At 43.2% G+C, this 25735-nt stretch carries 21 protein-coding genes and 3 pseudogenes; 16 read left to right on the top strand and 8 right to left on the bottom strand.

The features are described 5' to 3' along the window. Positions 1-25 precede the first annotated feature (25 nt). The 3 genes and pseudogenes from EXW93_RS16510 to EXW93_RS13980 form a co-directional block, all read left to right on the top strand. Positions 26-235 (top strand): annotated as a pseudogene (locus EXW93_RS16510) (transposase); the annotation flags it as partial. A gap of 296 nt (positions 236-531) precedes the next feature. Next, on the top strand, positions 532-3657 hold the full coding sequence (locus EXW93_RS13985) for an Ig-like domain-containing protein (protein ID WP_174316630.1): 3126 nt from the start codon (positions 532-534) through the stop codon (positions 3655-3657). 35 nt (positions 3658-3692) lie between these two features. After that, entirely contained in the window at positions 3693-4547 is an 855-nt protein-coding gene (locus EXW93_RS13980; protein ID WP_174316629.1) for a DUF4352 domain-containing protein, read from the top strand. A 150-nt stretch (positions 4548-4697) separates the two neighbouring features. On the opposite strand, the gene EXW93_RS13975 is transcribed toward EXW93_RS13980, so the two are convergent. Together EXW93_RS13975 and EXW93_RS13970 are read right to left on the bottom strand one after the other, a co-directional pair. After that, a complete protein-coding gene (locus EXW93_RS13975) occupies positions 4698-4883 on the bottom strand; it encodes a hypothetical protein (RefSeq protein WP_174316628.1) in 186 nt (61 codons plus the stop codon). Between the two features lie 492 nt (positions 4884-5375). Further along, positions 5376-6272, bottom strand: a complete 897-nt coding sequence (locus EXW93_RS13970; RefSeq protein WP_174316627.1) for a hypothetical protein — start codon at positions 6270-6272, stop codon at positions 5376-5378. Between the two features lie 521 nt (positions 6273-6793). Between EXW93_RS13970 and EXW93_RS13965 the strand changes: the two genes are divergently transcribed. Next, a complete protein-coding gene (locus EXW93_RS13965) occupies positions 6794-7477 on the top strand; it encodes a hypothetical protein (protein ID WP_023469454.1) in 684 nt (227 codons plus the stop codon). A 107-nt stretch (positions 7478-7584) separates the two neighbouring features. Further along, positions 7585-8403 (top strand): tyrosine-type recombinase/integrase, encoded by an 819-nt coding sequence (locus tag EXW93_RS13960; protein ID WP_174316626.1) that lies wholly within the window; start codon positions 7585-7587, stop codon positions 8401-8403. On the opposite strand, the gene EXW93_RS13955 is transcribed toward EXW93_RS13960, so the two are convergent. Both EXW93_RS13955 and EXW93_RS13950 read right to left on the bottom strand, forming a co-directional pair. Continuing rightward, complete coding sequence (locus tag EXW93_RS13955; RefSeq protein WP_174316625.1) at positions 8384-9217, bottom strand: tyrosine-type recombinase/integrase; 834 nt, start codon at positions 9215-9217, stop codon at positions 8384-8386. The two genes, EXW93_RS13960 and EXW93_RS13955, sit on opposite strands and share 20 nt — an antisense overlap. Next, the gene (locus EXW93_RS13950) at positions 9214-9648 is read right to left on the bottom strand and encodes a sigma factor (RefSeq protein ID WP_174316624.1); all 435 of its coding nucleotides are present in this window, start codon (positions 9646-9648) and stop codon (positions 9214-9216) included. Before EXW93_RS13950 ends, EXW93_RS13955 begins: the two co-directional genes overlap by 4 nt. Positions 9649-9975: 327 nt before the next feature. Here EXW93_RS13950 and EXW93_RS13945 point away from each other — a divergent pair, with 327 nt between their 5' ends. The 3 genes from EXW93_RS13945 to EXW93_RS13935 all read left to right on the top strand — a co-directional run bounded on the left by EXW93_RS13945 (position 9976) and on the right by EXW93_RS13935 (position 13083). Continuing rightward, positions 9976-11691 carry a hypothetical protein gene (locus EXW93_RS13945; protein ID WP_023469450.1) on the top strand — a complete coding sequence of 572 codons (1716 nt, stop codon included), beginning with the start codon at positions 9976-9978 and terminating at the stop codon, positions 11689-11691. Between the two features lie 75 nt (positions 11692-11766). Continuing rightward, positions 11767-12327 carry a hypothetical protein gene (locus EXW93_RS13940; RefSeq protein ID WP_174316623.1) on the top strand — a complete coding sequence of 187 codons (561 nt, stop codon included), beginning with the start codon at positions 11767-11769 and terminating at the stop codon, positions 12325-12327. Positions 12328-12570: 243 nt separating this feature from the next. Then, positions 12571-13083, top strand: a complete 513-nt coding sequence (locus EXW93_RS13935) for a hypothetical protein (protein WP_174316622.1) — start codon at positions 12571-12573, stop codon at positions 13081-13083. 184 nt (positions 13084-13267) lie between these two features. Here EXW93_RS13935 and EXW93_RS13930 read toward each other — a convergent pair whose 3' ends face one another. The 3 genes from EXW93_RS13930 to EXW93_RS13920 form a co-directional block, all read right to left on the bottom strand. Continuing rightward, positions 13268-14089, bottom strand: coding sequence for a BAR domain-containing protein (locus tag EXW93_RS13930; protein WP_174316621.1), 822 nt, complete (start codon positions 14087-14089; stop codon positions 13268-13270). 94 nt (positions 14090-14183) lie between these two features. Then, the gene (locus EXW93_RS13925; protein ID WP_217448922.1) at positions 14184-14696 is read right to left on the bottom strand and encodes a hypothetical protein; all 513 of its coding nucleotides are present in this window, start codon (positions 14694-14696) and stop codon (positions 14184-14186) included. Between the two features lie 224 nt (positions 14697-14920). Then, positions 14921-15892 carry a hypothetical protein gene (locus EXW93_RS13920; protein ID WP_174316619.1) on the bottom strand — a complete coding sequence of 324 codons (972 nt, stop codon included), beginning with the start codon at positions 15890-15892 and terminating at the stop codon, positions 14921-14923. A gap of 470 nt (positions 15893-16362) precedes the next feature. Here EXW93_RS13920 and EXW93_RS16670 point away from each other — a divergent pair. The 7 genes and pseudogenes from EXW93_RS16670 to EXW93_RS16660 form a co-directional block, all read left to right on the top strand. Continuing rightward, positions 16363-16487 (top strand): annotated as a pseudogene (locus tag EXW93_RS16670) (transposase); the annotation flags it as partial. 131 nt (positions 16488-16618) lie between these two features. Next, positions 16619-18574: a hypothetical protein gene (locus tag EXW93_RS13910; protein ID WP_174316618.1), complete on the top strand. Its 1956-nt coding sequence runs from the start codon at positions 16619-16621 to the stop codon at positions 18572-18574. Then, a complete protein-coding gene (locus EXW93_RS13905) occupies positions 18571-19182 on the top strand; it encodes an ATP-binding cassette domain-containing protein (RefSeq protein WP_174316617.1) in 612 nt (203 codons plus the stop codon). Before EXW93_RS13910 ends, EXW93_RS13905 begins: the two co-directional genes overlap by 4 nt. A gap of 320 nt (positions 19183-19502) precedes the next feature. After that, on the top strand, positions 19503-21701 hold the full coding sequence (locus EXW93_RS13900; protein ID WP_174316616.1) for a hypothetical protein: 2199 nt from the start codon (positions 19503-19505) through the stop codon (positions 21699-21701). Between the two features lie 314 nt (positions 21702-22015). After that, on the top strand, positions 22016-22432 hold the full coding sequence (locus EXW93_RS13895) for an HTH domain-containing protein (RefSeq protein WP_174316615.1): 417 nt from the start codon (positions 22016-22018) through the stop codon (positions 22430-22432). Continuing rightward, entirely contained in the window at positions 22390-22863 is a 474-nt protein-coding gene (locus EXW93_RS16665; protein ID WP_174316783.1) for an IS3 family transposase, read from the top strand. The genes EXW93_RS13895 and EXW93_RS16665 overlap by 43 nt, the downstream gene beginning before the upstream one ends. A 12-nt stretch (positions 22864-22875) precedes the next feature. Next, positions 22876-22962: pseudogene (locus EXW93_RS16660) on the top strand (IS3 family transposase); the annotation flags it as partial. A 246-nt stretch (positions 22963-23208) separates the two neighbouring features. Here EXW93_RS16660 and EXW93_RS13885 read toward each other — a convergent pair. Beyond that, the gene (locus EXW93_RS13885; RefSeq protein ID WP_174316614.1) at positions 23209-23883 is read right to left on the bottom strand and encodes a DUF3298 and DUF4163 domain-containing protein; all 675 of its coding nucleotides are present in this window, start codon (positions 23881-23883) and stop codon (positions 23209-23211) included. 451 nt (positions 23884-24334) lie between these two features. Here EXW93_RS13885 and EXW93_RS13880 point away from each other — a divergent pair, with 451 nt between their 5' ends. Then, on the top strand, positions 24335-25720 hold the full coding sequence (locus EXW93_RS13880; protein ID WP_174316613.1) for a TcaA 3rd/4th domain-containing protein: 1386 nt from the start codon (positions 24335-24337) through the stop codon (positions 25718-25720). The last annotated feature ends 15 nt before the right edge of the window (positions 25721-25735 follow it).

Below are 25735 nucleotides of genomic sequence, written 5' to 3'. Positions count from 1 at the left end.
TTTGGCATATACATAACCTAGTATTGCTAATCCGTATTCTTCTTGGCAGTGTGGGAGTAACGAGAACGCCAACAGTCTTCTCCGTGAATTTTTCCCGAAGGGGACAGATTTCGGAAAGGTCAGTCGTTCTGAACTCGCTCAAGCGCTCGCCTGGATCAATGGGAGACCCCGAAAATATCTCAACTGGAAAACTGTATACGAGGTCTTCACAGAAGAAGTGTTCTACTTAATTTGACAAACCGTCATTTGAGAAAAATAAAATCATTAAACAGAAAAATACGATGATTTTGTGTGCAAATTTCAAAGCCATTCATTCAAGAACAGCTAGTCGCTGTATCTTAATGAATGGTTTTTATTATATTAGAAACTAAATCATATTCATCACCTCTCTGAATCAAGAAAGAAATTTATCTGTGACAAACATGATAGAGTACATAAAATTATCAAATTTTCAATTTATTTATATATTTTAAATAAAATATTGAAAAAGATTAAATATGGTAATAAAATCAATTGGAGTTATTAATTTCAATGGAATCAAAAGGAGAGAAGGAATTGAAGCAGACGATCGTAGGCTATGTTTTGGGAATGCTCTTGTGTTTCTTGCTTCCGAGCATGGTCCTGGCAACCGAACACCCGATGCTTCTGCCGTATAAGGTAGAAGATCAAATACTAAAAGGAAAGGCAGAAGCGAAGACGACCGTTCATGTTCATGTAGACGACGTCTTATATACGAGTCAAGCGGATGCGTCTGGTAGCTTCTCGATTAAGCTTCCACAGCCAGTCGGCATGAAATCCGTTCACCTATACATACTGGATCTAGAGGGGTATAAAGAGAACCAGATTTCCTATGAACCGACGAATCCGACGCCGACCGTAGAACCGTTACCATCCGTTACTTACGTCGGACAGACGGAGAATAGTTTCTATTTAACGACGTCACCCGACGCGACGATCTATGCGTCTTACGAAGGGGACATCTATACGGGGAGACAGCAGCTTCTCGTTCCGAAAGGCGTTACGTCAGAGATGCGGGTCTATGCGAAGACGGATCAAGGGGCGAAAAGCGAGACGACACTGCTCTCGACAAAAGTGCCAGCCACGATCGTCATCGAACCCTATGCGTTCGAAACGAAACGATTCGTCGGGAAAGCGTGGCCGTATGCCGTTCTGACTTTCAAGGACGAAGAGACGGGAGCCGCCTGGACGGTCGTCGCAGATCCGAAGGGAAATGTGACGTTTCCGTACACGCCAACGCTCGAGACAGTGAAGACAGGACGTACACTTGAAGTAGTGAGTGCAGGATCTGTCTCTCTTCAAACGACAGCCATCCTCCCGGCGTATCAGCCAAGTCTGACCGCAGCGTACTATCTACTCGTCGAAGCGCCACAAAAACAGGTCGCAGGACTGACCTATCCAAACAGTCAAGTGTTGCTCGATGATACGATTTGCGCAACGAGTGACGCGACAGGTTATTTTCAGTGTGACGTCACGGAGATGCAGGAGCCGGTTCATGAAGTGACGTTCAAACATGATGAACGGTCCCGATCGACATTCGTCGAGTTACCGGCAAGACAGGAATCGTTCCCGTTGACGCTCGATCAGCCGATTTCGTCCGAACATCCTATTTTGTCCGGGAAGACCATTCCGAAGCGAGACTTTCGGGTCGAGTATGACGGATTAAGATTTCCGCTGACTTCAGACGAGAACGGACAGTTTCACATGGAGTTCCCGAAACAATATAAGGGTGAAATCCGCTTGTCCGTCCGCTCGTTGGATGGCACTTTTTACGAAGTACGGTCTTGGACGGTCAAAGACAGACGACCGCTCGCCAAACCAGCGATGTCGTTCAACGGAAACACACTGGAGCTGACGAATCCACTGAAAGGGTTACCGGACGTCACCGGTAAGATCATCATCGAACATGCGGACGGCAGTTTTGATGCTCAAACGTTCCTCTTCCCGAAGCGAGACACTGAGGGGCAGCCTGTACAAATTACAGGAATTCAGGAGGGCGATCGTTATACGCTGACGCTCGTGACGGACGAGCAGGATGTCCGAAAAGCGACGTTCGAGGGTGTCCTTCATCCGTTGACTGAGATGAATCTCGACTCCTTCGGTCCGTATGAACAGACGTTGACGGGGAAAGGTGAACCTGGCACGCGGATCCGTCTAGATATGCCGATTGCGTATGATGCGTATAACTCGGGTGGATATACTATATTTGAAGGGACAGTTTCAAAAGACGGGAAATTCCTTTTGAAAACTGCCTCTATCGATACGTCCAAGACACGATCCATCGATTACTCAGGATGGATGCGAATCTCCATCACGCGTCCAGGAACGAAGGATGTCCTGAAGTATGACCGTCAATTGACAGATAAAACCGTACCAGCGATTCGGATTCCGAAAATCAGTGACTCGAAGCGCGAGGTCTTGTTTAAATCCGACGATCTCCTGAAATCAGCGGACGTGCGTTATTACAAAGGAGAAACACTCGTCAAGACGGTGAAGCTGGACCTCTCACGATTCGGATTCTATCGCCATACGTGGGACAGCCAAACGAGCAGGACGTTCAAACAAGACGGCATCACCCGAATCGAAGTTCGGGGAACGAACCGTTCGAACATGACGTCTGATTGGGTGAGTACATCCGTTTTAAGTACAACTTATCCACCACTGACCGTCTACGAGATGCGTTTTGGTGAGACGATGTTGCAAGCGAAAACAGCTCCACGTACGAAAGTCCAAGCTGTCATCGGTGAGCAAAAGTATGAAGCAATAGCCGATACAAAAGGTCTTGTGACGATGCGCTTAAAACGAGCGCTCACGCAGCAGGATAGCGTTCGTGTCACGATCCGAAACGAGATAGGCACAGCGAAAACGACGGAAAAACGACCAGTCGATTACCCGGTCCAAGATATCCACTGGAGTGAGAAGAAGAACAAGATCTGGTTCGTCACGCAGGATACACATCTTCGTCCGAGCCGTTATACGTTCAAAATCAACGGAAAAGAACTCAAGCTAGCCGGTACGCGTCCGCGCTCCGTCTTCACCTTACCGACGAAGATGAAAGCGCCGTTCCAAGTCGAACTGACGTTACGTAATTCGGACGGGACCGCGCGAGCGACGTTGAAAAAGACGATCCGTTCGACGTATCAGAATCAAAAGGTGACGAAGCTGACCGCGTCCGCAAAGACACGTCTCATCAAAGGAATCGCACAGCCGTATCATGCAGTCGAAGCCTATGACGACAATGATATGAACTTAGCTGCTGTCGACTTGTATCAAGATCAGCAGTTTTCGATGAAAGCGTATCGTGCACTACGAATCGGGAAGACGATCACGATTCATTCGCGTGATCCTTTCGGACAACGATCAATCGTTTCGTTGAAAATCAAAGACGATATCGCACCAAAAACGCCGACGGTTTCACGCATCACTTCGAAATCGACCCGCATCACCGGGAAGACGGAACCGAAAGCGAACGTCGTCGTCACGTATAAGAAGAAAGCCTACCGGACACAGGCAGATGCGAAAGGGAACTACGTCCTACGCATCAGCGCCTGGAAAGCCGGAGAGACAATCAGCATCTATGCAGAAGATGCTACGAAGAATCGTTCCGCGACAGTCATCACGAAAATCGTCAAATCCTAATCGGAATGATGTTCTAAGAAAGAGGGAGAAGAACCATGAAAAAATTCTTTAAGATCGTCTTGATCGTACTAGCCGTCTTAATCGGGCTGTTAGTATTGCTTGTCGCATGTAGCGACTCGGATACCGAGTCAGGTAAAGGAAAGAGCGGTACGAAGTCGGAAATCAAATCAAAAGGACCGTTGGCGGAAAAAGATTACGAGAAGATGTATACGGATCCGAAGAAATACAAAGGATATGAAGTGACGGTTAGTGGGAAAGTGTTCTCAGAACCAGAAAAGGATGAAGACGGTGTCTACTTCCAGATGTACGGGGATCCGGAAAATGCTGAAAAGAACACGATGGTCGCAGCAGATACATCTTTGAAAATCAAAAGTGAGCAGTATGTAGAAGTCAAAGGAATCGTAGTAGACGAGTTCTCAGGGGAGAATGCATTCGGTGGAGAAATCTCTGCTGCCGGCATTCGGGCAGAGAGCGTCAAGGAAATCAGCTACATCGATGCGATGGCACCGACGAAAAAGACGATTGAGCTGAATAAAGTCGTCGATCAACATGGTCTGAAGGTTGAACTGCAAAAGGTTGAGTTGGCAGACAATCAGACACGTGTTTTCGTAAAAATCACGAATAAGACGAACGTCAATGCGACGTTCTTCGATTCAGGCTCCAAGCTAGTCGTAGGGAATAAACAACTTGAGACAGAATACCTTGATAGTGAAGAATCTGGTCTCTCAGAAGTCCAGTCGGATATTCTACCGGGGATTGAAACGGAAGGGGTCATGATCTATCCGGCGGTCGAAGCCGGAACGACAAGCATGAAACTGTTAATTGATGCTTCGAACGATAACTATGATATTGATTTCACACCGTATACGTTCGAGATCCCAGTTAAATAAGCGTGTTTATAGTAATGATGCGACAGTACTCGGTTGATGACCGGAGACTGTCGTTTTTTTCTAGTACAGTATTCGTTAGGATCATACAGAGATAAAAAAGACCTGAATCCCATCTTGTGAGGAGTTCAGGTCGTCTACTATATAAAAACGTTATCTTTTTTGCTTCGCTTTATCTTGAGTGAGTAATCGAAACTCATACAAGAAAACGGATAGAATAACGACAATCAGAATGGCAGCGAAACTAGTTCCTCTCGGTAAATCCAGTGTGAAGATGACGATGGATGCGAAGAGGACAATCAATGAAGAAATCAGATAGTCTTTTTTTCGATTCGACATACGTTCACTCCTTAGAGAATGTGTCAGATTCGATATGTTTACAATATTTAGTATAACATACTAGACGATTTAGCGTTTTAACGGTGAATCATGAAAGTAAGTGGAATGACTGAACCTATGAAAAAACTATCCCGACGTATGCCGAGACAGTTTTTTCATAGTATCTGACATAGGGAAGATGAATCAACGGAAGGGTAATAAAAAGACAAGGATACTAAAGATAATCACAGCCAAAGAAGGTAGATAACGTGTTAGACGATTCATGAATAGTAGCTCCTTTAAATTAGAAAATTGAGGGATTAAATTTGGTTTAAAACCAAATAATGTAACCTTCTTTAGTTTAAAGGAAAAAGTCTTTGATTATAGGCTGTGATTAACTTTTTATGGAAATGTGTTTTTGGATTAACTCCTTTTCAAGATAATTCTTTAGAAATAGATAGTCAAAAGGAAGTACGACGTAACGATGTCGCACTTCCTTTATACTACTCCGATTTACTTGTATTTTTTTCGGAGCGCTTTACTGTAGCCGTCCGCATCACGATTCCCGACGACGTAGAAGTCGACGCTCGCATCTTTCTTGTACAATTTCTTGTTGATCGACATCTTATACGAACCGTTACTGCGTGGCTTCGCCTTACCGAGTAGTTTCCATGATTTGCTCGACTTATGGTAGACATAGGCTTCGACGCGGACATCCTTGTTCGACACAGAACCGGTTACGGTCCGGGTCGTGCGTGTCAGTGTTTTCGTATCGACGGTTGCTGTTTTTGGAATGAACGTCCGCACCGTGAGGTCGATCGGATCGAGGTCGTACGAGATTGGATCTTGTGGCTCTTCCGTCGTATCACCATTATCCTCTCCCGGTTCATCCCCTTCATCGCCGTCGTCTCCTCCGTCGTCATCGCCATGAGAAGCGGCACGCGTTACGTAATACTCGTCCCACCCATCATCCATTCCACCGTCGTCGCCCGTGTACTCATCGACGCTCACGACTTCGAGGAAGTAGTTCGGTGTGACGTCGGAAGAATCATCCTCATACTCGTCGTCATAGTCGTACTCGTCGTCATAGTCCTCCTCGTCGGAATCAGATTGGTGGTAGTCGTAGAAATCCTCACCGATCAATCCTTCTTCGGGTAACTCGATCGAATAGTTCCCCTTTGCATCAGCTTTTGCATGCGCGACTTCTTGAAGCTCTTCTTTCTCTGTGTCATCTGCTTGTAAGACGACGATGGATCCGGCAGGTGCCTTTCCCTTTAAGACTTCCGTCCGCGTGTGGATGTTTTTCGTCTCCACCGTGAACTCGTCCGTCGCCGCTTCGACAGGCGACAAATAGACTGCGCTACTGAGACCAAGCGTCACGAGTGCTGTCCATGTCATGGTTTTTTTCATCGTAGAATGCCTCCTTTTTCTGTAGTATAGCAAGGAAATTACTGGATATACATTCGGATTTAAAGGATACAGAAATGAGATTTTAAAAAACGTCAACATACAGCGAGTTCGAAGAAAATCGCTTTGTAACGGAACAGATACAGAAGGAAGGAAAACTTATTTTTAGCTGGAACTTTGATGATGGATGGTATAGGTGGGGTACGTCTCCGAACGTTTCGGACGGACCGACAGACGGAAGATTTCCGCTTTTTGCATCAGGAATGTTTGTCGTGTAGTGATGCTTTTTTCTTGTGTCGATCACTCCTTTTAGTGATCGAGTACACCCTGCATGCGGTCACGCAGCGTGTGAATCAAATGTTATTTCGAAATAAAGGTCATGAAAAAACGATAAAAATTGAATAAAAATGTAAAAATAAAAACTAAAAAGGAAAAATAGATAGAAAAAACCATTAAATCCATTATAATGAGATGAGGTATGAATGATGCATTCATGAAATGAACAGAAGAAAGAGGATGATCGAATGAAACGCATGACAACAACGGTACTTGCAGCAATGATCGCAGGCGCGACAGTATGTGCTGGAAGTGCATCGGCTGCTACGAAAGAGGAAACGAAGTATACGACGCAGTACACGAACTTAAAGACTGGTATGACGATGACGGAAGCAGCAAAAGTCTTATACGGTAAAGATTACAAAAAACAACTGGTGAAGAAGAGTGGCAGTACGGTTTTGAAGAAACAAGCGGAGTCGACGGAAATCTCGTACGGTCAAAAAACGAAGTTCTACTACTTCACGAATGGCAAGAACGGAGATAGCGATACGTCACTCATCTTCATGACGAAAAAGAACAGTTCGGTCTATCGATTGATCGGAAAATCCTTTGATATTTATCGTGAAAATACGAAGTCTGCCGCACGTGAAAGCACACGTAAGCTGGTAAAGGGCGCAAAGGTTAAAAAAGGAATGACAGCGAAGCAACTCGATGCGATTCTTTCTGGAACAGGGCTTGGGGAGTGGACAGGAATCGAGGCGACGGATTGGTCGTCGATTCAATCGAAAGCGGAACTCGCTGCGATCGGTGCAGAGAAGTCATCTTATAAGACGTATGTTTTCCCGACTTCGACGGGTGGACGGAAGATGGTCCTCATGAGTTACGACTATAAGAAAAAAACCTTCAAAGTCGCAGATCATACGTCACTATGAATACATACAGGAGTCCATCTTTTGCTAGATGGACTCCTGTTGTCTAAGCAGGTCAGAAACTGATGCAATTGAGCAGATGAAACTACTTGGCTGAAGGAGGAATTCCCATGCAACACGACGAGTACTTGCACGAATATCTCATCTCACATCCGACGTTCGCAAAACCGACGATCAAAGCCTACCGTAGTGACGTCCGGCAGATGGAACGTGCCGGTGTCTCGTGGTCGATCGCATCGCTCCAGCACTACTTCGATCAGATGCGTCTGAGCTATCAGCCGTCGACGATCCTGCGGCGGTTCCATGCCTTGCGTTCACTCGGGAATGTACTCGTCCGAGCCGGGAGGTTGCAAGAGAATCCACTGCATGACGTGTCACCGATCACGCATCAACGTTTTCCCGACGAGACTTACCATGACTTACAGGAGGGGCTGTCAATCGTCCGCAGCATCGAAGACCCGATGTACCGTTTGTTTTTCGAGGTGATTTGCCAGACCGGTCTCCGCTTCACTGAAGCACGCCTGTTATCCGTTACGGATATCGATTTCAAGACGCATACGCTATTCGTCCGCTACGGCAAGGGACGTCGTCTGCGGACGATTCCGATCGGGATGATGCTGTCGCATCGTCTCCTACATTTCCTCGGTGAGCGCAAAGAGGGCATTCTGTTTCAGTCCGTGACCGGACGCCATCTGCATGAACAGACGGCGCGTCTCGTTCTCCGTGATGCAGCCTTGCGCTTGAGCGGTGCACCTCTCCGCCCGCATGCGCTCCGGATCGCATATGCGACCTATCTGCATCATGAAGGAGGCTGTACGATCGTTGAAATCCAGCGCTTACTCGGTCATGCGCATCCGACGACGACCGTCGGCTATATCCGGAGTCGTACGAACCGAATCCGGGAGATCCTCAATACGTTGTCGGCTTGAGTCGGTTGACCGAGGCGCGATCGATGTCGCTTGAAGGCAAGATATAGTGTTGGGTCGTCCGGACGTCCCGGTGACCGAGTAGACGCATGATCGTCAATACGTCCGTCTCATGTTCGTGGTAGAGCGTGGTCGCAAAGGTCACCCGAAGATCGTGCGGACGGAGAATCCGACCGAGCTGTGTCAGACTCGCTTCGCGTAACGTCGACCGAATCCGTTCAGCCGGGAAGCGACGACCCGTCTCCGTTGAAAACAATTCCTGCGAAGGGATGGACGTCGTTTCAAGATAACGCAATAAGACGCGATGCAATTCGTCATGTAACGGCAGGTGACGCATGCGTCCTCCTTTTCCGTGACGAACGAATAGTTGCTTGGTGTCCCACTCGATATCCGTCAGGCGTAAAGCATATGCCTCGGCGAAACGAAGTCCCGTATGGAGCAGTAAAAAGCAGAACGCGTAGATGGTCTCGTCCGTAATCCGTTCGAGGACGGACCGGACCTCATCGTACGAAAAGCGGGGGCGTCGACGGGCAATCGGAGGATGACGTTTCGTTTGCGCGAGGGGATTGTGTGCTAAGGCGCGTTCAGTGACGAGTTGGTCGAACAGTGTCGACAGGGCGTGGAGACGACGGGCGACAGTCGTCGAAGCATACGACGTTCGCAGTAAGGTGCCGTACCGTTGCATCGAAGGAACATCGATTCGGGTCACGTTGCGACACAGATGACGGACGTCGCTGCGGTAAGCTTTTTTCGTCAATGGACTGTAGGGTCCTTGTTCGATCAACGTTAATAATCGTTCTTCATAGAACACCATCATCCGAGCAAATACTCGACTTTCTTACGGAGTTCGGATTTCAAGGACCGGAGCCGAGCGTGCGAATATCCGAGCGTCTCTTCCGTCCCGCTCATCAAGGATTCAAGGAACGTGAACTCCGTCGCTGATAAGTCTCGCTTGAGTTCATTCATCAGGTAGGTGAACGACAGGTGCGGGGTATGCGGGCGTTCCGGTAACGCGTCGGAGACGACTTCGGTCGCAAGCGTCCGGTTACGGGTCGCCAGGTAATCGAGCATCGCGCCTTTCGCGCGAATCCGAACGAAAGTGACGGTCAACGTCTTGCCATCCTCGATCGATTTCCAGAGTCGGAGCAAAGCGGCTTGCCGGCATTCATCTTGTTCATTTGGGTGGATCGACAGGCGAGAGAGCAGGGAGTTGATGAGGGGGAGCCAGTTGCGAAGAAGTTCATTCATCGGAGGGAGTCCTTTGACGAGATATGCATATCTGCTATGTATTCCGCGGTAGTTTCAGTATAAGTAGAGTTATCCTCGGCTTTCAACGTCACTTTTTTGAATCGTGCCAACGGTTTTCTCATCTTTTACGATACGTTCACTCTTAAATACAGAAAAAATCCTCTTCATTAATCGAGAAAAACCGCATGAAATCAGACGGCTGTATCGGATAACTCTACTTATCCTCGGACGTGTTCGAAAAAAGATTTATTTTTGGAAAAAGAAGGCAAATGTTGAGAATTTCATTATACTTATGAATAAGACGCCACTAAAAAGGAGAAACTACATATGAAAAAATTGATCGTCGGTCTTGCTGCGACCGTATTGTATTCTGCAACGTCGATCCATTCGTCGGCAGAAGTCAAAATTCCGTTCGTCACGTCACTCACTCCTTCATCTGCTTTTCAAGTTGTACCGAATGAGTCGCGTGTCTGGCGCTGGGGAACTTATGAAGCACCGCGACTCTTTGATTTCGAGCAAGCGCGTGATTTGCAGGTGCTATCGACTGAAGAAGGAGCACCGGTACAAGACTTTACAGTTTCGGACGATCAACAACGATTTGTCTTTGTGAAGGATCAAGTGCTTGAGGTACGTGACGCGACAGGAAACGTGCTACACGTCATCGACCAGATCAAGACACCTGCAGGAACGCTCCAGTCGTTCACTCGTGCTCGCTTCTTCCCAGACTCACATCTCCTTGCTGTGAGCGCGAAACAAGAGGGGGTCGAGCAGACAGCCGTCTACGATTTAGATTCAGCAACCGTTCGTTTTGTCCAGGAGACGACAGGAGCAAAAGCGATTCGGACGTCGACTGCTTATTTAGCGATCATCCGTGAGACAAGCGTTGACGTCTACGAGAAAGACGGAACGCTCGCGAAACGTCTCACGCATCCATCCGGCTACGCCGCCTATGAGATGGGACGCGAGGGCACACTCGTACTCGCGAAGGCGAATGACCGCCGTCTATATGTCTATGATGGAGCACATCAATTCAAGGAAAGTACCTCCTCGCAGTTCATCACGGGGATGACCGGAACGTATAAAGATATCGCGGTCGACGAAAGTGGGAAGTTCATCGGTGCCTTGTATACGGGACGGGACGGTTACTTCGCCTTGTTTGAGAAAAACGGTCACCGGATCGAGACATCGCTGGATCGGGATGATTCCGTCAGTTACTCGTCGGTGCTCGGCATGTCGAAAGGAGCCCGCTACCTTATCGCGAATGCCGATGGTGGTGAGCGGACGAACATGTACGATGGTCGCCTGCTCGTCGAGCGACCGGTCGCGCTTTCGATCCCGTCTTCCTTCAAGGAAGTGAAGGTCGGATCACCTGAGCCGCTTCTTCTCAATGTCACGCAAGCAGACGGCAAGAAAAAACAAGTCGCGGCAAAAGTGAAGTGGGTCTCGGATCAACCGACGATCGCGAGCGTCTCGTCCGGAAAACTATACGGGAAAAAAGCGGGAGCCTACACGTTACGAGCATCCTACGGAGGCTACACTGCGACACTCAAAGGAAAAGTCATCCCGTTACCGAAGCTCTCGACTGTCTCCGACAGCAGTTGGTTGAAACGTCAAAAGCAGGCGATGCAAGAGAAGCAAGGGTTTGAAGGATCACCACGCGTCGGAGCTAGTTATGTCTCGTGGACAGGTACGTCCGGTAGCCTCGTTCAAACAGGAGAAAAGGTTCTCAACGGAAAGTGGAAAGGTCGTCATTTTGTAGCCCGTTATCCGCGCTTCGGCAGTCAAATCGATCGGATTGATCTCGTCACGCTCGCACCATCTCTTGAGAAACGGACGCTGACGAAAGCAGAAGTCAGCGCCGTGTTCGGGAAACCAACGTTCAAGGAAACGTATGCGACGTCCTACTTGCAACGCGTCGTCGAAGGCAAAACGATGCGCGCGACGTACGCGATCCGCAGCGTCTACGAATATCGGATCGGACAAGTGACGTGCCAGTTCGCCTTTGACGCGAAAGGAACGGCACGGTTGATTCATGTGAATTAAACAGATGGATGGATTTGGAAAAATGAAGGAGTTGTGTTAGGGTAACGGTAATCCACGACAAAGGAGGAACATCGAATGAAATGGATGAAAGGATGTATGGCACTACTACTAGTGCTTGTATTACTTGTTCCAATGACGGTTGATGCGAAAACGATGTCGAATGCCGCGTACTTGAAGAAACAATTCGCAGCAGCAGAAAAAGGAACCTTGCTTGAGGCAAAGGCGAAGCTGTATGATCGTTTCACGATTAAAGGAAAGGACGCCAGCTATGGGGTCGATCAGACCGATTGTTGTGTCTTCGGGAAGTTGAAAGGAACGTATCTGTATTCCGATTTTCGGTTTAGTACGAAGTACCCGGAGCATGTCGGAGTCTTGATGACGTTACCGCAGCTCAACGACCGTAAAATCAAGCTGAGTGAGGTCAAACAGGCGCTCGGGAAACCGAGTCAACACGAAACGCTACAAAAGGATGAAGTCCCAGCAAAGATGAGCTTTCAAATTAAAAAAGAAGAATATCTCCGATTCGAACAAAAGGGTACGTACTATTACAATGTAAGTAAAAAAGCCTTGCTGTGGTTTGACTACGATACTAAAGGCTATGTCCGCGCATTTGGTGTTTCAGCGACGGATCGATGAAGGAGAGTACGCAATATAGAACACGTTATCAGTCTACTGGATGCCATCTATCGATGGTGTCTGGTAGCTTTTTTTGTAGTGAACGAGGTGAAAACAGGCTTATTTCTTGAAGGAATAGTTTCTTAAATAATTAATATGGTTAGCTTTATAAAGTGGTGAAAGAATGGTATATTTTTGAATAATCTATCAGTTATATCAACAAGGATGGTGCAAATTTTGAAAAAGAATATGATGAGGTATACGGTGATTGCAATCATCGTACTGTTTGTTGCTGCCATAGCTATTCGTTACATGTATCCGTATAGCACTCTCAGCATCAACAAAAAAGTTGAAGTGGATTCGGATCAAACAACGAGTCGTTATCACAACAACCTTCAAAAGTTGTCTTCACACGTTCCGACTCTGTCGGAAGATGAAGAATACAATGAAAAAATAAAGGCGCAGGTGGAGAACGTCCTCGCTTCTTCTGCATTAAATGAGAAAGATGTACGTAAAGCGGATGTACTACAATTATTGAATGACATGAACGGTTTAGTGAAAAGCATAGGACATCACGTCAGATATCAACCGGAGTATTTTAATGAAAAGCAGCGATCGTATCTGATTGCATTCGAGGATCATCTTCAAGCGAACTCCTATAATACGAATCAAATCATTGAAGACTCCTTTTCAAGCAACGATGAAATCGTCACTTCGATTCATGAGTTGTACAAAGGGATGAATCAAGACATCGAAGCCTTGTTACAGCTGAGTTGAATCGTTTTTACGTCAAAGCAAAGCATCTGTGTCCATTTTAATGATGGATACAGATGCTTTTATTTTTATCGGTGTGAAACTAGAAAATCCTACCTTGTGCTGCAGAATACATGACGAAAGGATATAACTACGTAACTCCACATCATTGTACAGTTTAGTGACATATAGTATATAAAATTTAATATTAATGAACGAGATGTAATGTTGTCACTGCTTGTTCTGATTGTAGAATCAAGTTATTTGTCTGATCATCTAACAAAACAGGAACGTCATTTGATTGCTCTTCTTGCTGGGTCAACTCTTGATTGATTAACTTATAAAGTATGGCAACTAGCTTGATATTTGTGTCGACTAGCATTTTTTCTTCTTGCGTATATGAAGCATAATCCGTATTACGCGCTACTAAAGTTTCAAATTCGTATACTTGCTTACGATAAATTTTGTGAATCATATTTAGATGAATTTCCATTTTAGTCGCAAGCACATCTAGTCGTATTAAAAAATCGATTGATTTTCTAATGGATCTATTAATTTCATTCACTTCTCGTTTAATTTCCAAAGCTTTTTCTAAATTTGAGTTATTTTTTAACTCTTTAAATATAGATCCCATTGCTAAAAATTGGCCTATAAACGGAATCACCAATATAGCTATAAAATATTGATGAATCTCTATTTGAAATGTTTTGAACTTTTGGAAATCATAAAAAGTGAGTTTAGGTAAAGTAAAAGATTCATTCGCTTTTTGTTCAAACTCTGGTCTGTTTTTAAGTTGTTCAAATGCGTTTGAAAACCGTTGAAAACTTTTAAAAATTTTAACCTCGAGTTTTTCAAGTTTTTCTATTTGTTCTGCCGTTTCTTTTTTGACATGAACCAGATTACTTTTACACCTATTATATTCATCCTCAGAGTTTTGAACGATTTGCTGAGGTGCTTTAAGTTGCTGTACCTTTTGTTTAATACTTTTTGATTCTGATTTGAGTTTTTTGGTTATGAACGAAAATGGCATGTTATATACAGCTCCTTCTATTTAAAGCACTATTAAAACGTATGCATCATACGCCTAATTTTATATGACAGGATGATTTGATTTTATGAAGAAATCATAATTTAAATTGAAGCGTGCTAGTAGAGTCGTTCATAAAATCTGTTAATCCATCGATTGTTCCGTCGTAAGAAAGATGAATGTTATATTTTTGGACAATATCTGTTAGTGTTCGATTGATTTCTAAATCTGAATGCGCGGCAGTTAGTTGTAGTGCAATTTCGTGCGTCATTTCAACTTGTTTCGAAAGATGATTGAAATCTATTTTTTCAAGTGTCGCTACATACTCAAGTAAGTCCGTATTGATTTTTTTGAAGTTTTCTAATTTGTAATCCATTGAAGATTTTAATTGATTTAGCCAATCCATGATCTTTTTTACATTTTTCGAATGTTCAATGTAGTAAATCAAGCTGATACTTACTAAACCTGTGACGCTAGCACCGACGAAGGTCGTTAATACATCACCGACAATCGGAATGTTGAGTGCAGGAATCTTTCGCATAGCTTCCGCAACAACTGTTCCTAAGACCACAGAAGCACCGGTAGAAATGAGGATAGCGACAGACTTCATGACTTCACCAGGTGGTAAGTTTTGCGGGTTAAGTATCAATATTTTCAAAGCTTCCACAATAGTAGAGAAACTTTCACGAATGATCTTGACTGTATTTTTGGCAGTTGTAACGAATATATTGATCAAGGTAGTTGCTAACGACGATAAAATTCCTGATAATAGACCATCTTTAAATCCATGAATAATTTCTTTATATTTTTGACTGATACGTTTAAAGGCGCTCTTTACGATATGTGCTGTTTCTTTAAAAATAATTGTAAATCAAATGAAGCGCGCATTTTTTTGATAAAAGGTGGTAATTCTGCTTTTACGATCATTACAACCTCACCTAAAATCACACCCAGTGCCTGACGTAATCCCATCTTAATACCAAGTGCATAACTGGATTGAATCGTGTCATTTAAAAATTTAGTACTCGTGTAATATTTACTCTCCAACTGCTTGTCGTAGTTATCCCGTGCTGTTTTCTCTGCAGCTGCCATCCTTTTCGCATCAACGGATTCCAACTGAGTAAGTTTGTTTAATTCCTTTTTCTCCCGATCATCGAGTGTAGTTTGATTGGAAAGTTCTTTTATTCGTTCTTGTCTTTCTGGTCTCATTTGATCGAGTGAATCAGTGAATTGTTCCGTTGTCTTCGCGCCTTTCGAACGATTGATGGAACGATTCGTATGCTTTAGATTCATCGATTGATTGGCAAGTTCAACACCATCTGCTTCAGCTAAAATTCGACCGGCATCTCCTTGAATTTCTTTCGCAGAAACGACATGGTCTAAATCAATCTTTTCATTTTGAGAAATTCTTTTTCCTGTGTAGGCATCCTGTAAAATCCCTTGTTCTTTTTCAATAGCACCTTCTCTGTTGCGATTGATGTAGTTTTTGTGACTGTGGTATTTAGCAGATGTTGATTTATCATAGTTACTCTGTGTTTCGTAATCATACTGATTGTTCTTATTGGCATACCCTTCGAATTGAGAATCACCCTTTTGAATAGCTCTTACGTTATGAATAGTGGCGACATCTCCACCATGACGATCTTTTACAAACAGAAGATCTAATCCAAATGAAGTAATTAAACTTCTAATAATGACCTCTTGATATTGATCTAACAGACTCCTTACCGGTGATTTTTCTAAAGTATTTGTAGGTGTATTAGTCTTTAAATTTTGAATAATACCATACGTTTCAATTGTATTCATATAACACCTCATTCTGTTTTTGATATGGGAAAGTACAGTTCGTTGCTACATTTGATGTAGTATCATTTTTGTAAGGCTTTAAAGTACTAAGAAATAATTTTTATAGAAATATATGTTAATTTTATAAAAATAAATTTATGCAGTTCATTGGTTTTTCTTAAGAATAGTAAATGATTTTATTAGAAATCAGTTGGTTGCAAAAAAATTGATAAGGGCTTCTTCAATCATTATTTTAGAATTATTGAAATATGAATAAAGAAATCAAAGGTGTATTATTTATAGAACGAAAAATTCAAATATTACTAGTTTTTGCTTATATGAGCAAAATCTTTTTTATACATGTCATTGAATTTAGCAAGGCTCAACACACCATAAGGTATGGTTAACACATAAAATCTATCGAATTTCAAACCAAAGCGGATTTCTTGAGAAAATCACGAAAGCGAATCGTAGCCGTGAAGGAGCGATGATCAACACTATCGAATGGGAAAATGGAAGGGACGAACAAGAGGATTAAGCTCATTAAACGATGTAGTTATGGCTATTGAACCTCGAACGATTCTTCTTGAGATTGCACCTTGAGCCTGGTCGTTAAAATAGCAACCACGCGTTATGGTGATGAGCATAAAAAAGAATATGATTGATATGATTTACGGAGAATAAAAACATACAATCCTACTATTTCAGTGAATCTTTTGAAGTCAGAACAGGAAAGGAGGGACCCAAATGAAACGTTTGAAGTTGATGATCCTAACCGTGATGGTGTTTACGAGTCTGTTCATCATTGGAGAGAGTCGGATGCTGACGCTCGAAGGATTCGCAGAGCCGTTCGTGTCGACGACGATCTATCCGAATCCAAAAATTTCGGAGCAACAGATGCTAGCAGAGATCGAGCGGTCCGCGACGAAACATCAGGTCGACGTTTTCACCTATGAAGAGACGCCGGATCGGACGCTCTCGAGTACGAAGACGATTTACGGGACAGCTGGTGTCAAAGCCGCGCTTGCTAATCGCTCGATTGAAGAACAGGTCTATCAAAGCGTCTTTCTCGGTGATATCACGTTCCAGTTCAAGCCATTATCCGAACATCCTGCCGTTTCCTATACGCCGAACTTCTACGGGATTGGTTCAGCCGCTGCCGTAAAGGCGTTTAAGATGGAATTGATCGATACATACGCGGGGAACCATCCGCAACCTGGTTATAACGAGTCGGCAGAACTGTACCGTATCTTAAGCGTATTCGCACTCGTTGCGATCATCACCGTGTTACTGACCTTCTATGAGCTCGCTGTCGTCAGAAAGGAATTGCTCGTTCGTCTCTCAATGGGCGAATCGTTAGCGCAGTGGGTAACACGTTCGATTCTGATGGACTCCGGCATTTTATTGCTTTCGTTCATCGTCAGCTTTTTGACACTCCGTTCGTTCACGCCGATTGATCCCTACTTGATGCTGTTTAGTGGCTTGATGGTTGGGTTGATCGTTTTAAACGGACTCGTCTATCTCCGCTTACGACGCTTGATGATCAAAGAAGCCTTCTCGAACGGTCAGCGTTCGAACAGGCTACTTGCCTTTATATATGGCATGAAATTCGCAACAGCCTTCTTGACGATCGTGATGCTCTCGAGCAGCATCACGGTCATCGCTGAAGCCGTGACGATCTACAAACAACGTCCGTTTTTTGAAGCGAAGAAAACCTATTCGTACACTTACCTGGGTCATAAGGTAACGTCGCCGCACTTTTCGGATGAGAAGAGCCCTGACATCTCGGAACGAATCCAGACGGAACTGTACACACGCTTTTATGAGGACTTTAAAGTGATATTGAGTACCCCGATTAACAGCTTCGCGACAGCAGATCAACCGACCGTCTTGATGAACTGGACAGCATTTAATGAAGTTGCCGGACAATTTACGAATAGTGCCTCCGTCTTTGCGCATGAGCTAACGTTCTTTGCGCCGGAGGGGGTTGCGATTCCAGCGAAGTCGACCATTGATAGCGGTCTTCGTGAACTCGGACTCGTCGCGTATCTCGCAGACTCCTATCCGGTCGTCCGTTATCAGGAAGATTTCGAGACCGTCGCGATCGATCAAAATCTTACTAGCGGCAGTACGCTCATTAATAATCCGTTACTCATCGTCGTCAATGAAGTAAAACAACCGAAAGCACCGAAACAACTGTCCAATGTCTTACTGGCTGACGTCATGTATGACCTGGACCAAGAAGCCTTTCAAGACTATGTGGCGGAGAAACAGATGACGAATGAACTCGTCTTACAGACGAATGCGTGGGAGAAGTATCTTGGCATTTGGGAAGCAGCAAAACGATTGATGAACATGAACCTGATCTTTGCCGTACTAATTCTTAGTCTGGAGTTACTCGTCATCTGGACGGTGCTGCGACTCGAGTATCAAGTGAATGCGATCGAGTTATCGGTTCAGAAGGTGATGGGATACAGCATCTGGCAAAAAAATCGTCGCCTAATCCTATCGACGATGGGGATTACGCTTGTCAGTACACTGGCTGTAACGCTTATTGCTTATATCCTTGAGTTTTCTTCGCCAGGGCTATTGTTAGCTGGCGGAGCATTCTTGCTACTGGCAGAGGGAATTTTACTGATTTGGCTGATTCGAAAGATTGAACGAGCGAACGTCCAGCGTATCTTAAAGGGGGGAAATCTATGATTGAAATCCGACAACTGACCAAGTCGTTTCAAGGGAAGGTCTTATTTGAAAACCTATCGTTAACGATTTCTCAAGGAGACTTCGTCATCTTTTCCGGTCCGAGTGGATGCGGGAAAACGACGCTACTTAACATGATTGGGGCGCTAGAGCCGATCGATACCGGAACGATTGTCGTGGACGGGAAGGACATCACGAACAAGCGCAATCAACTGGCCTACTTTCGGACGAAGCTTGGTTTCTTATTTCAGAACTTCGCGCTCGTCGACCAAAAAACAGTGCGACAAAACCTCGAGATCGTGCAAAAACGGTATCGTTCTGGTAAAACGATTGAAGAAGTGCTGACTTCTGTTGGACTGAGTGACAAAATCGATCAAAAAGTTTTCATGTTGTCAGGTGGGGAACAGCAACGGGTCGCATTAGCTCGATTGATGCTGAAGCAGTGCGATATCATCTTAGCGGACGAACCGACGGGCTCGCTCGATCAAGCGAATGTGGAGCGGGTGATGGCGCTGTTACAAGAGTTGAACGACCGAGGAAAAACGATCATCCTCGTCACGCATGACGAAGCGATTAAACGACAAGGGAAAAGGCTGGTGGAGATCGGATGACGAAAAGAACGATTCGTCGTTGATCAGTGGATACGGCTTTAGCATTTCTCATGGATAGATTACAACCTCTCCTTTGTTAGTGAGAGGTTTTTTAGTGTTTTATGTTATGTGGTGCAATAATTATTACAATTTGTCAATCGAAAAAAAAAATATAAATAGTATTCGCAATTCAATTAATACAAAAAAATGATTCTGAAATTAGTTTGTGTAATTATGGGTTTTAAAATAATTTTTTTATAAAAAAAGTAAAAATGAAGATAATAATGTATTATTTTATAAAAACAAATAATGCTAGATTACAATCTGAAAGGGTGCTAAATATGAATAAACTACCCGTATACATGTTAGATGTAGAAACTCGATTAGCAGTTGATAAGTCAGCGTATGATATGGAAAATTTCGACACATTATCTGTAGAAGGCAAAGCATTCTTAAGTTTTTTTGAAGATGTCGAACGAGAGATACAATTTCGAGAACATCAGATGAAGAATGCAAATATGAGTGTTGAAGCATTAACGTTAGACCGAGATATCGAGGTGTTGATGTATTTAATGGATTTAAACGAACGTAATTTAGCTTCGGTCAAAAGTTTAGTAAGAAAAAAACAACTTCAGTATCAATATGAAATAATCCTTCGATACCGCTATGCACTAGGGTTATACGATACAGATGAAACATTTAAATCTTATCGAGATAGAAAGGTTGCCTTAGTTGATGAGTGGAATTCTAAAATTCAGTTTAAATCAACTTTACCTACTATTTGCAATGAAGAAGACATGATTGACACTACAAAAATCGAATATGTCGATCACCTTATGGATGCATTTGATCGCCTGATTAAAGTAGATGAAACTTTTGAAGAAGCTAAAATTGATATTGAGTGGAAATTAATTGCAATTAATCTTCCGACAAAACATGATTGGAATGCAACGGATCGTGGAGTACGCTTTAGTTTTTCAGAACAACGTGTCATTCAGGCAGAAATTATACTTAAAGTCAAAAATGAGTTAAGAAACGCATACCTACACGACAATGAATACCTGCGAAATAAGTGTCTAAATATATTAAATACGATATATAGTGTCAATTTAGAAGTAAGCGGTGTATCCTCGTCCGTTTCTCCGATTGAACTTAAGAGTCTTGAGCATTTAGATGCTTCCTATATTGGAACGGGAATTTTAGGTACAAGTATGTATGAGTCAGGTCAAATATATTCTGAAAATATCCGAATGAGGGGTACAAGAGGTCATGGGATTGCAGCAGAAAAAGCCAATGATTTAATTGATCGTGCGCTCGGAAAAGATGCACAGATCCTTGGAGATGATAACGCGAAAAATGGAGCAGATCGTCTCGTCAATGGTGAGTTCATTCAGACAAAATATTGTTCTACTGGTGGAAAAGCAATTAGCGAATGTTTTCACGACGGTAAATTCCGTTATGTACTTGATGGTAAACCTATGCAAATCGAAGTTCCTTCCGATAAATACGATCAAGCTTTACAATCTATGCAACAAAGGATTGAGCGCGGTGATCTTTCAGATCTTGGCATTACAAATCCCGACGAAGCTGAAAAAATAGTAAGAAAAGGTCAGGTTAGTTACAAAACTGCTCAACGTATCGCCAAAGCTGGAACAATCGAAGGTCTTTCTTATGACGCTGCAAAGGGAATGGTAACGGGATTACAGACGTTTGGTGTTTCTGCCACCATCAGCTTTGCTATTTCAGTGTGGAAAGGAGATGACGTGGATGAAGCGCTAAACCGCGCGTTGAAAGACAGTTCTATTTTATTTGGTAGACATGTCATGCAACATATATTGACGCAGCAACTTGGTCGTACGACTATTGAAAAATCTTTACGACCCGCTACTGATTATGTTGTAAAAAATGTTTTAGGAAGTAAAACGTCTGCGCAAATCGTAAATACATTTTTAAAACAAGCTTCTCAAAAGGGGCTGCATGGTGCTTCTGCGATGTCTCATTTATCAAAAGTATTCCGTGGAAATTTAGTAACGATGGCCATAACGACGTCAATTATATCAGCAGGCAGTGTATATGATATCTTGAATGGTCGAATTTCTGGAGGACAGTTGTTTAAAAACGTTGGTACTGCAGGATCGAGTGTTGGTGGAGCAATCATAGGTGCGTCAGTTGGTTCTGTCGTTCCTGTAGTTGGAACATTCGTAGGCGGAATCGTAGGTGGTTGGTTAGGTGGAAAGGCTTCAAAGAAAGTATTAGATCAATTCATTGAAGATGATATGGTTCAACTGTTAGAAATATGGAAAAAAGGATTTGTTAAGAATATCGAAGAATTACAGATGGATCGTGATGAAGTGAACTATTTAGCGGACAAGATGTTCGATATCGATCTACAAAAAGAATTAAAACTACTGTACGCATCATCGAATAAAAGTGAATATATATCAGATCGAATGGATCCTTATATTGATGCGGTTTTGAAAGCACGACCTAAAATTGAGAATATTTCTGCTATGATTGAGAACTATCAAGAAATTGCCTAAATATTGATTCATGATCATAGATGTTCTGAAAAGTCAGCATTAATCTTATAAAATAGCTAATTCCTTGAGAAATTTATACCTCTAATAAAAGTTTCTTAGTAATGAAAATTGGTTTGGAAGCTAAAAATAAGATGATTCAAGGATATACAATATTGATTAGAGATTTAGAGAATCTAAACTTAAAAAGACTAGAACTGAAAAGATTGAACTGAACCCTGAATGGTGGACACTTGATAAAAGACCCCATTCGGGGTTTTTTGTGTTTAAAGATATCGATATACTGTACCTATTCAATTTAGACGGGAGAACTATTCATGAACAGACGCACCTTCAATCCAGATCAAATCAGACAACTTGAAGCGAATCTTCACGTAGCCTCTGTATCAGATCGTACGATTCAATACAAAGGAGAATTTAAGATTCACGCTGTACGTGAGAATTTAGCTGGTAAGCGACCGATACAAATCTTTGAGGAAAGCGGCTTTGACTTGGACATGATCGGTAAGCAAACGCCGAATGAAGCGCTGAAACGGTGGCGGAAGACATATCGCATTTATGGAGAAGAAGGACTCTTGAATGAAAGACGTGGAAAATCTAATCTTGGAGGTCGACCGAAAAAAGATGATTCCGTCGAACGACGACTTGCGAGAGCTGAAGTACGAATCAAGTACCTCACAGCGGAGAATGAATTACTAAAAAAGCTAGAAGCTCTCGAAAGAGAGGCGAAGTAACGAAACTAACGGCACCGGATTTCATCAAGCGCGACTTCACAGCAAGTAAACCGAATCAGAAGTGGGTGACGGATATCACTTATATCCAATACGGCAGCACGACGAAATATCTTTCAACTATCTTGGACTTATTCAATAACGAAATCATCGTCTACAAGTTATACGAGCATCAACAAACGCCTCTTGTGATCGATACTTTGAAGATAGCGCTTGAGAATCGAAACTACCCAGAAGGGGGCATCCTTCATTCGGATCAAGGCAGTGTCTATACATCATATGCCTTTCAAGAATTCGTTATGAGGAATCACCTAACAAGTAGCATGTCTCGTAGAGGGAACTGTTGGAACAATACAGTTATCGAATCGTTCCACTCTAATTTAAAATTCGAGAAGTTCCAGTACGTCAAATTTAATTCACTAAGAGACTATTAGGTCTACGAACGCGTTATTAATTACTTAAACTACTATAACGAAGAACGAATCCAAGAAAAATTAGGCTACTTGACACCGAAAAAATATGGTGTCAAGTAGCCTAACCAAGGTGTTTTATATCGTTCTCATATTTCTAGGTCAGTCTAAACACAACGATTTTTTGTGCAAGGTATCGCATGATCAGGACGTGAGGCATGACAAAGCCTTCATTAAAAATTGGAGTGCATCTTAGCCTTATTAACAATCACCACGAAAAGAGTAAGGCAGTCTCGTTTTAATCATGAGATTAAATAACTCAAAAACACCTCCACCTTTTAACCAAGCAGAGGTGGAGGAAGCTCAATTTTATTGATATACGGATTTAGGGACATAAATTTCTGGTTGTCCCATGACATAAGGGGCAATCGCATATTCTTGGAAAATCACCTTTATACCGTTTTTAGTAAAGTAGAACTCAGATGTGCTCGATACATCAATATCACTCAAATGATCCACGAAATAATTCTCATTGTTTTTAAGACGATCATAAATGTATCGTTCTACCTTTTTCATTTGTGTGGAAGTTTTTAGTACGGATGTGATCCGTATTTCTTTTCCGGTTTTCAAAGAGTAATTGACACCGAATTTGTAGGTAGATCCATGTGCGCCACCAAGGTAAGTATGATTTTGCACGGTGAAGCTGAGATAAGAAGCATTATCTCCGACCCGTTTATACGAGCTATCGAAAGTGAAGTTACAAGTGGCGGGTAACTCCTTGCAATAATTCTTCTTTTTTTCTTGTTTTTCAAAGGCTTCTGTATCGAGATATGTTTGATAGAGAAATTTTGAATACCCCGTCAAATCGGCGTTGATCGTCTTTCTTACTGACGTAGTCAATCCTTTAGACACATAAGGATACTTCAGATTTTTTTTATCGTGTGCATACTTTGTAACGACGGTTGCTTTCGAAGCAGCATCGACAGAAATCGAGGTAGGCAACAAAAGGGATGTTGCAAGAAGTGGAAGAAGCAACTTATTCATAAAAAGCCTCCTAATTAAAATGATTTACAAATCCATCTAAATTATACAATGTTTTTCATTAAAGTCCTAATCTATTTAGGATGAATGAAAATTGATTTCATTAAAAAATAGTGAAGTGAATAAATTGGCAAGAATGATATCCGATTGTTATTTTAGAATCCAAGAAAGGATTCAACACGATGACCAGCGCTATACATTAAAAATAATCACTGAGGAAAGATAAGGGTGGCAGATCATCATTCTGCCACCCTTATCTTTGTGTAGCTCGACTTTTGAGTTAATCCTTTTATCCGTACAACTGCATTTGGTAAACAGTTTTTACATTTTTTATTTGATATTAAAATTAGATTCTAAAATATTCTGATGAAATATAGTAAAAAGTTGAATGCATGTTAGTATTTTCTATGGTTATTTTTTACTATAAATAGATGACGAGTGAGGAGGACATCGAATGGCATGTGTGAACTGTTCGGATGCCGCAAGACGTGGACTGAAATTTTGTCCAAGTTGCGGTGATGCCCTAGAAAAACATGTAGAACACCCAGAACCTGTGAAAACAGAACGGGATGCGAGACCCGCGCGCTCTAAAAAGATGAGCAAGTCTGCGAAAGCAATTCTTCTGTCTGTCGTGTTAGTGGTCGTAGCAGGCGGCGCCTATTATGGACTCGCTACGCAATGGTTCACAGTTGAAGCGACGACGAATGAAGTACGTGACGCGATTCGCTCAGGTGACGCTGCGTTACTTGCTGAGCATACAGAATTTAATGGAAAGCCGATCGACCAAAAAATGGCGCAACGCTTTTTAGATGCCTTGAAAGAGACGCCGGAACAAAAGAAATCATTCATGGATTATTTATTGATGGCTGGTGCGTCGATTCAAGCAGAAAACGAAAGTGACGTTCCTGGTCAAATCGTAGCAAACGGTCGTCAGCTCGGTATTTTCAAGGATTACCGACTCCGTCTGGATACGGTCAAAACGGAAGTCGTCAGTAATTTTAAAGGAACAAAGGTCACACTCGTGAATCCGGTCGGGACGGAAAGCAGCAAGGCGTCGGAAGAAGGCATCATGATGGACGGTGTCTATCCGGGATTGACCGATGCGAAGATTGCGTACGACGGTGAATATGGAAAAGAAACGAGTGAGGTCACAATCAATCCGTTGACGCTGGATGCGTCGGATCGCAAATTTGAAATCACGTTAAAAGGAGATGCAATCGAACTGGATCAGACCTATCCGGATGCCTATTTGATCGTTGACGGGAAGTCGACCTCTAAACAAGTGTCGGACTTGAAGAACTACGGACCGATCCCGAAAAACGGAATCAAGCTCTCAGTCGAGAATGACTTCCCATGGGGAGAAGAAACGTCAGATGAGATTCTCGTCAAACCCGATACGAAAAAAGCGACCTTCACATTCAAACCGTCTGAAGCCGTTTTGAATGACCTTCAAGGAGCCGTCGAGAAGCATGCGTCTGATTGGGTCGATGCAGCGATCTATCAGGATACGAGTTACTTCTCGCTCGTTGATGATGCGTCATATCTCGCAAAACAACAAAAGAACTATGACGATTGGAGCCGGAAGGACTTAGAGTGGGACGGCGAATTCATGAATGCATCGATTGATCGTTCTTCAGCGAAGTTCGTCGAATATGGCGATACGGTCGGCATCGAAGTCATGGCGACGACATACATCCGGGGTGAAATGTACACACCGGATAGTGAATCACCAGGAAAATCTACCGCGAAATCCCTCTTCCGTTATCTCTTCACGTATACGAGTGATGAAGATAGTTATGAAGAAGAGTTCCGGATTCAGCAAGCAACGAACATCAAATGAACATAAGGGAGGCTA

This window comes from Exiguobacterium sp. JMULE1 (assembly GCF_013337175.1).
Taxonomy (GTDB): domain Bacteria; phylum Bacillota; class Bacilli; order Exiguobacteriales; family Exiguobacteriaceae; genus Exiguobacterium_A; species Exiguobacterium_A indicum.
Note: the sequence above shows the minus strand (reverse complement) of the source record. Positions and strands in the feature narration are given on the sequence as shown.

Coding starts and splice junctions, on each gene's coding strand:
- EXW93_RS13985 (WP_174316630.1), top strand. CDS start 532: ATGGAATCAAAAGGAGAGAAGGAATTGAAGCAGACGATCGTAGGCTAT.
- EXW93_RS13980 (WP_174316629.1), top strand. CDS start 3,693: ATGAAAAAATTCTTTAAGATCGTCTTGATCGTACTAGCCGTCTTAATC.
- EXW93_RS13975 (WP_174316628.1), bottom strand. CDS start 4,883: ATGTCGAATCGAAAAAAAGACTATCTGATTTCTTCATTGATTGTCCTC.
- EXW93_RS13970 (WP_174316627.1), bottom strand. CDS start 6,272: ATGAAAAAAACCATGACATGGACAGCACTCGTGACGCTTGGTCTCAGT.
- EXW93_RS13965 (WP_023469454.1), top strand. CDS start 6,794: ATGAAACGCATGACAACAACGGTACTTGCAGCAATGATCGCAGGCGCG.
- EXW93_RS13960 (WP_174316626.1), top strand. CDS start 7,585: ATGCAACACGACGAGTACTTGCACGAATATCTCATCTCACATCCGACG.
- EXW93_RS13955 (WP_174316625.1), bottom strand. CDS start 9,217: ATGATGGTGTTCTATGAAGAACGATTATTAACGTTGATCGAACAAGGA.
- EXW93_RS13950 (WP_174316624.1), bottom strand. CDS start 9,648: ATGAATGAACTTCTTCGCAACTGGCTCCCCCTCATCAACTCCCTGCTC.
- EXW93_RS13945 (WP_023469450.1), top strand. CDS start 9,976: ATGAAAAAATTGATCGTCGGTCTTGCTGCGACCGTATTGTATTCTGCA.
- EXW93_RS13940 (WP_174316623.1), top strand. CDS start 11,767: ATGAAATGGATGAAAGGATGTATGGCACTACTACTAGTGCTTGTATTA.
- EXW93_RS13930 (WP_174316621.1), bottom strand. CDS start 14,089: ATGCCATTTTCGTTCATAACCAAAAAACTCAAATCAGAATCAAAAAGT.
- EXW93_RS13925 (WP_217448922.1), bottom strand. CDS start 14,696: ATGAAGTCTGTCGCTATCCTCATTTCTACCGGTGCTTCTGTGGTCTTA.
- EXW93_RS13920 (WP_174316619.1), bottom strand. CDS start 15,892: ATGAATACAATTGAAACGTATGGTATTATTCAAAATTTAAAGACTAAT.
- EXW93_RS13910 (WP_174316618.1), top strand. CDS start 16,619: ATGAAACGTTTGAAGTTGATGATCCTAACCGTGATGGTGTTTACGAGT.
- EXW93_RS13905 (WP_174316617.1), top strand. CDS start 18,571: ATGATTGAAATCCGACAACTGACCAAGTCGTTTCAAGGGAAGGTCTTA.
- EXW93_RS13900 (WP_174316616.1), top strand. CDS start 19,503: ATGAATAAACTACCCGTATACATGTTAGATGTAGAAACTCGATTAGCA.
- EXW93_RS13895 (WP_174316615.1), top strand. CDS start 22,016: ATGAACAGACGCACCTTCAATCCAGATCAAATCAGACAACTTGAAGCG.
- EXW93_RS13885 (WP_174316614.1), bottom strand. CDS start 23,883: ATGAATAAGTTGCTTCTTCCACTTCTTGCAACATCCCTTTTGTTGCCT.
- EXW93_RS13880 (WP_174316613.1), top strand. CDS start 24,335: ATGGCATGTGTGAACTGTTCGGATGCCGCAAGACGTGGACTGAAATTT.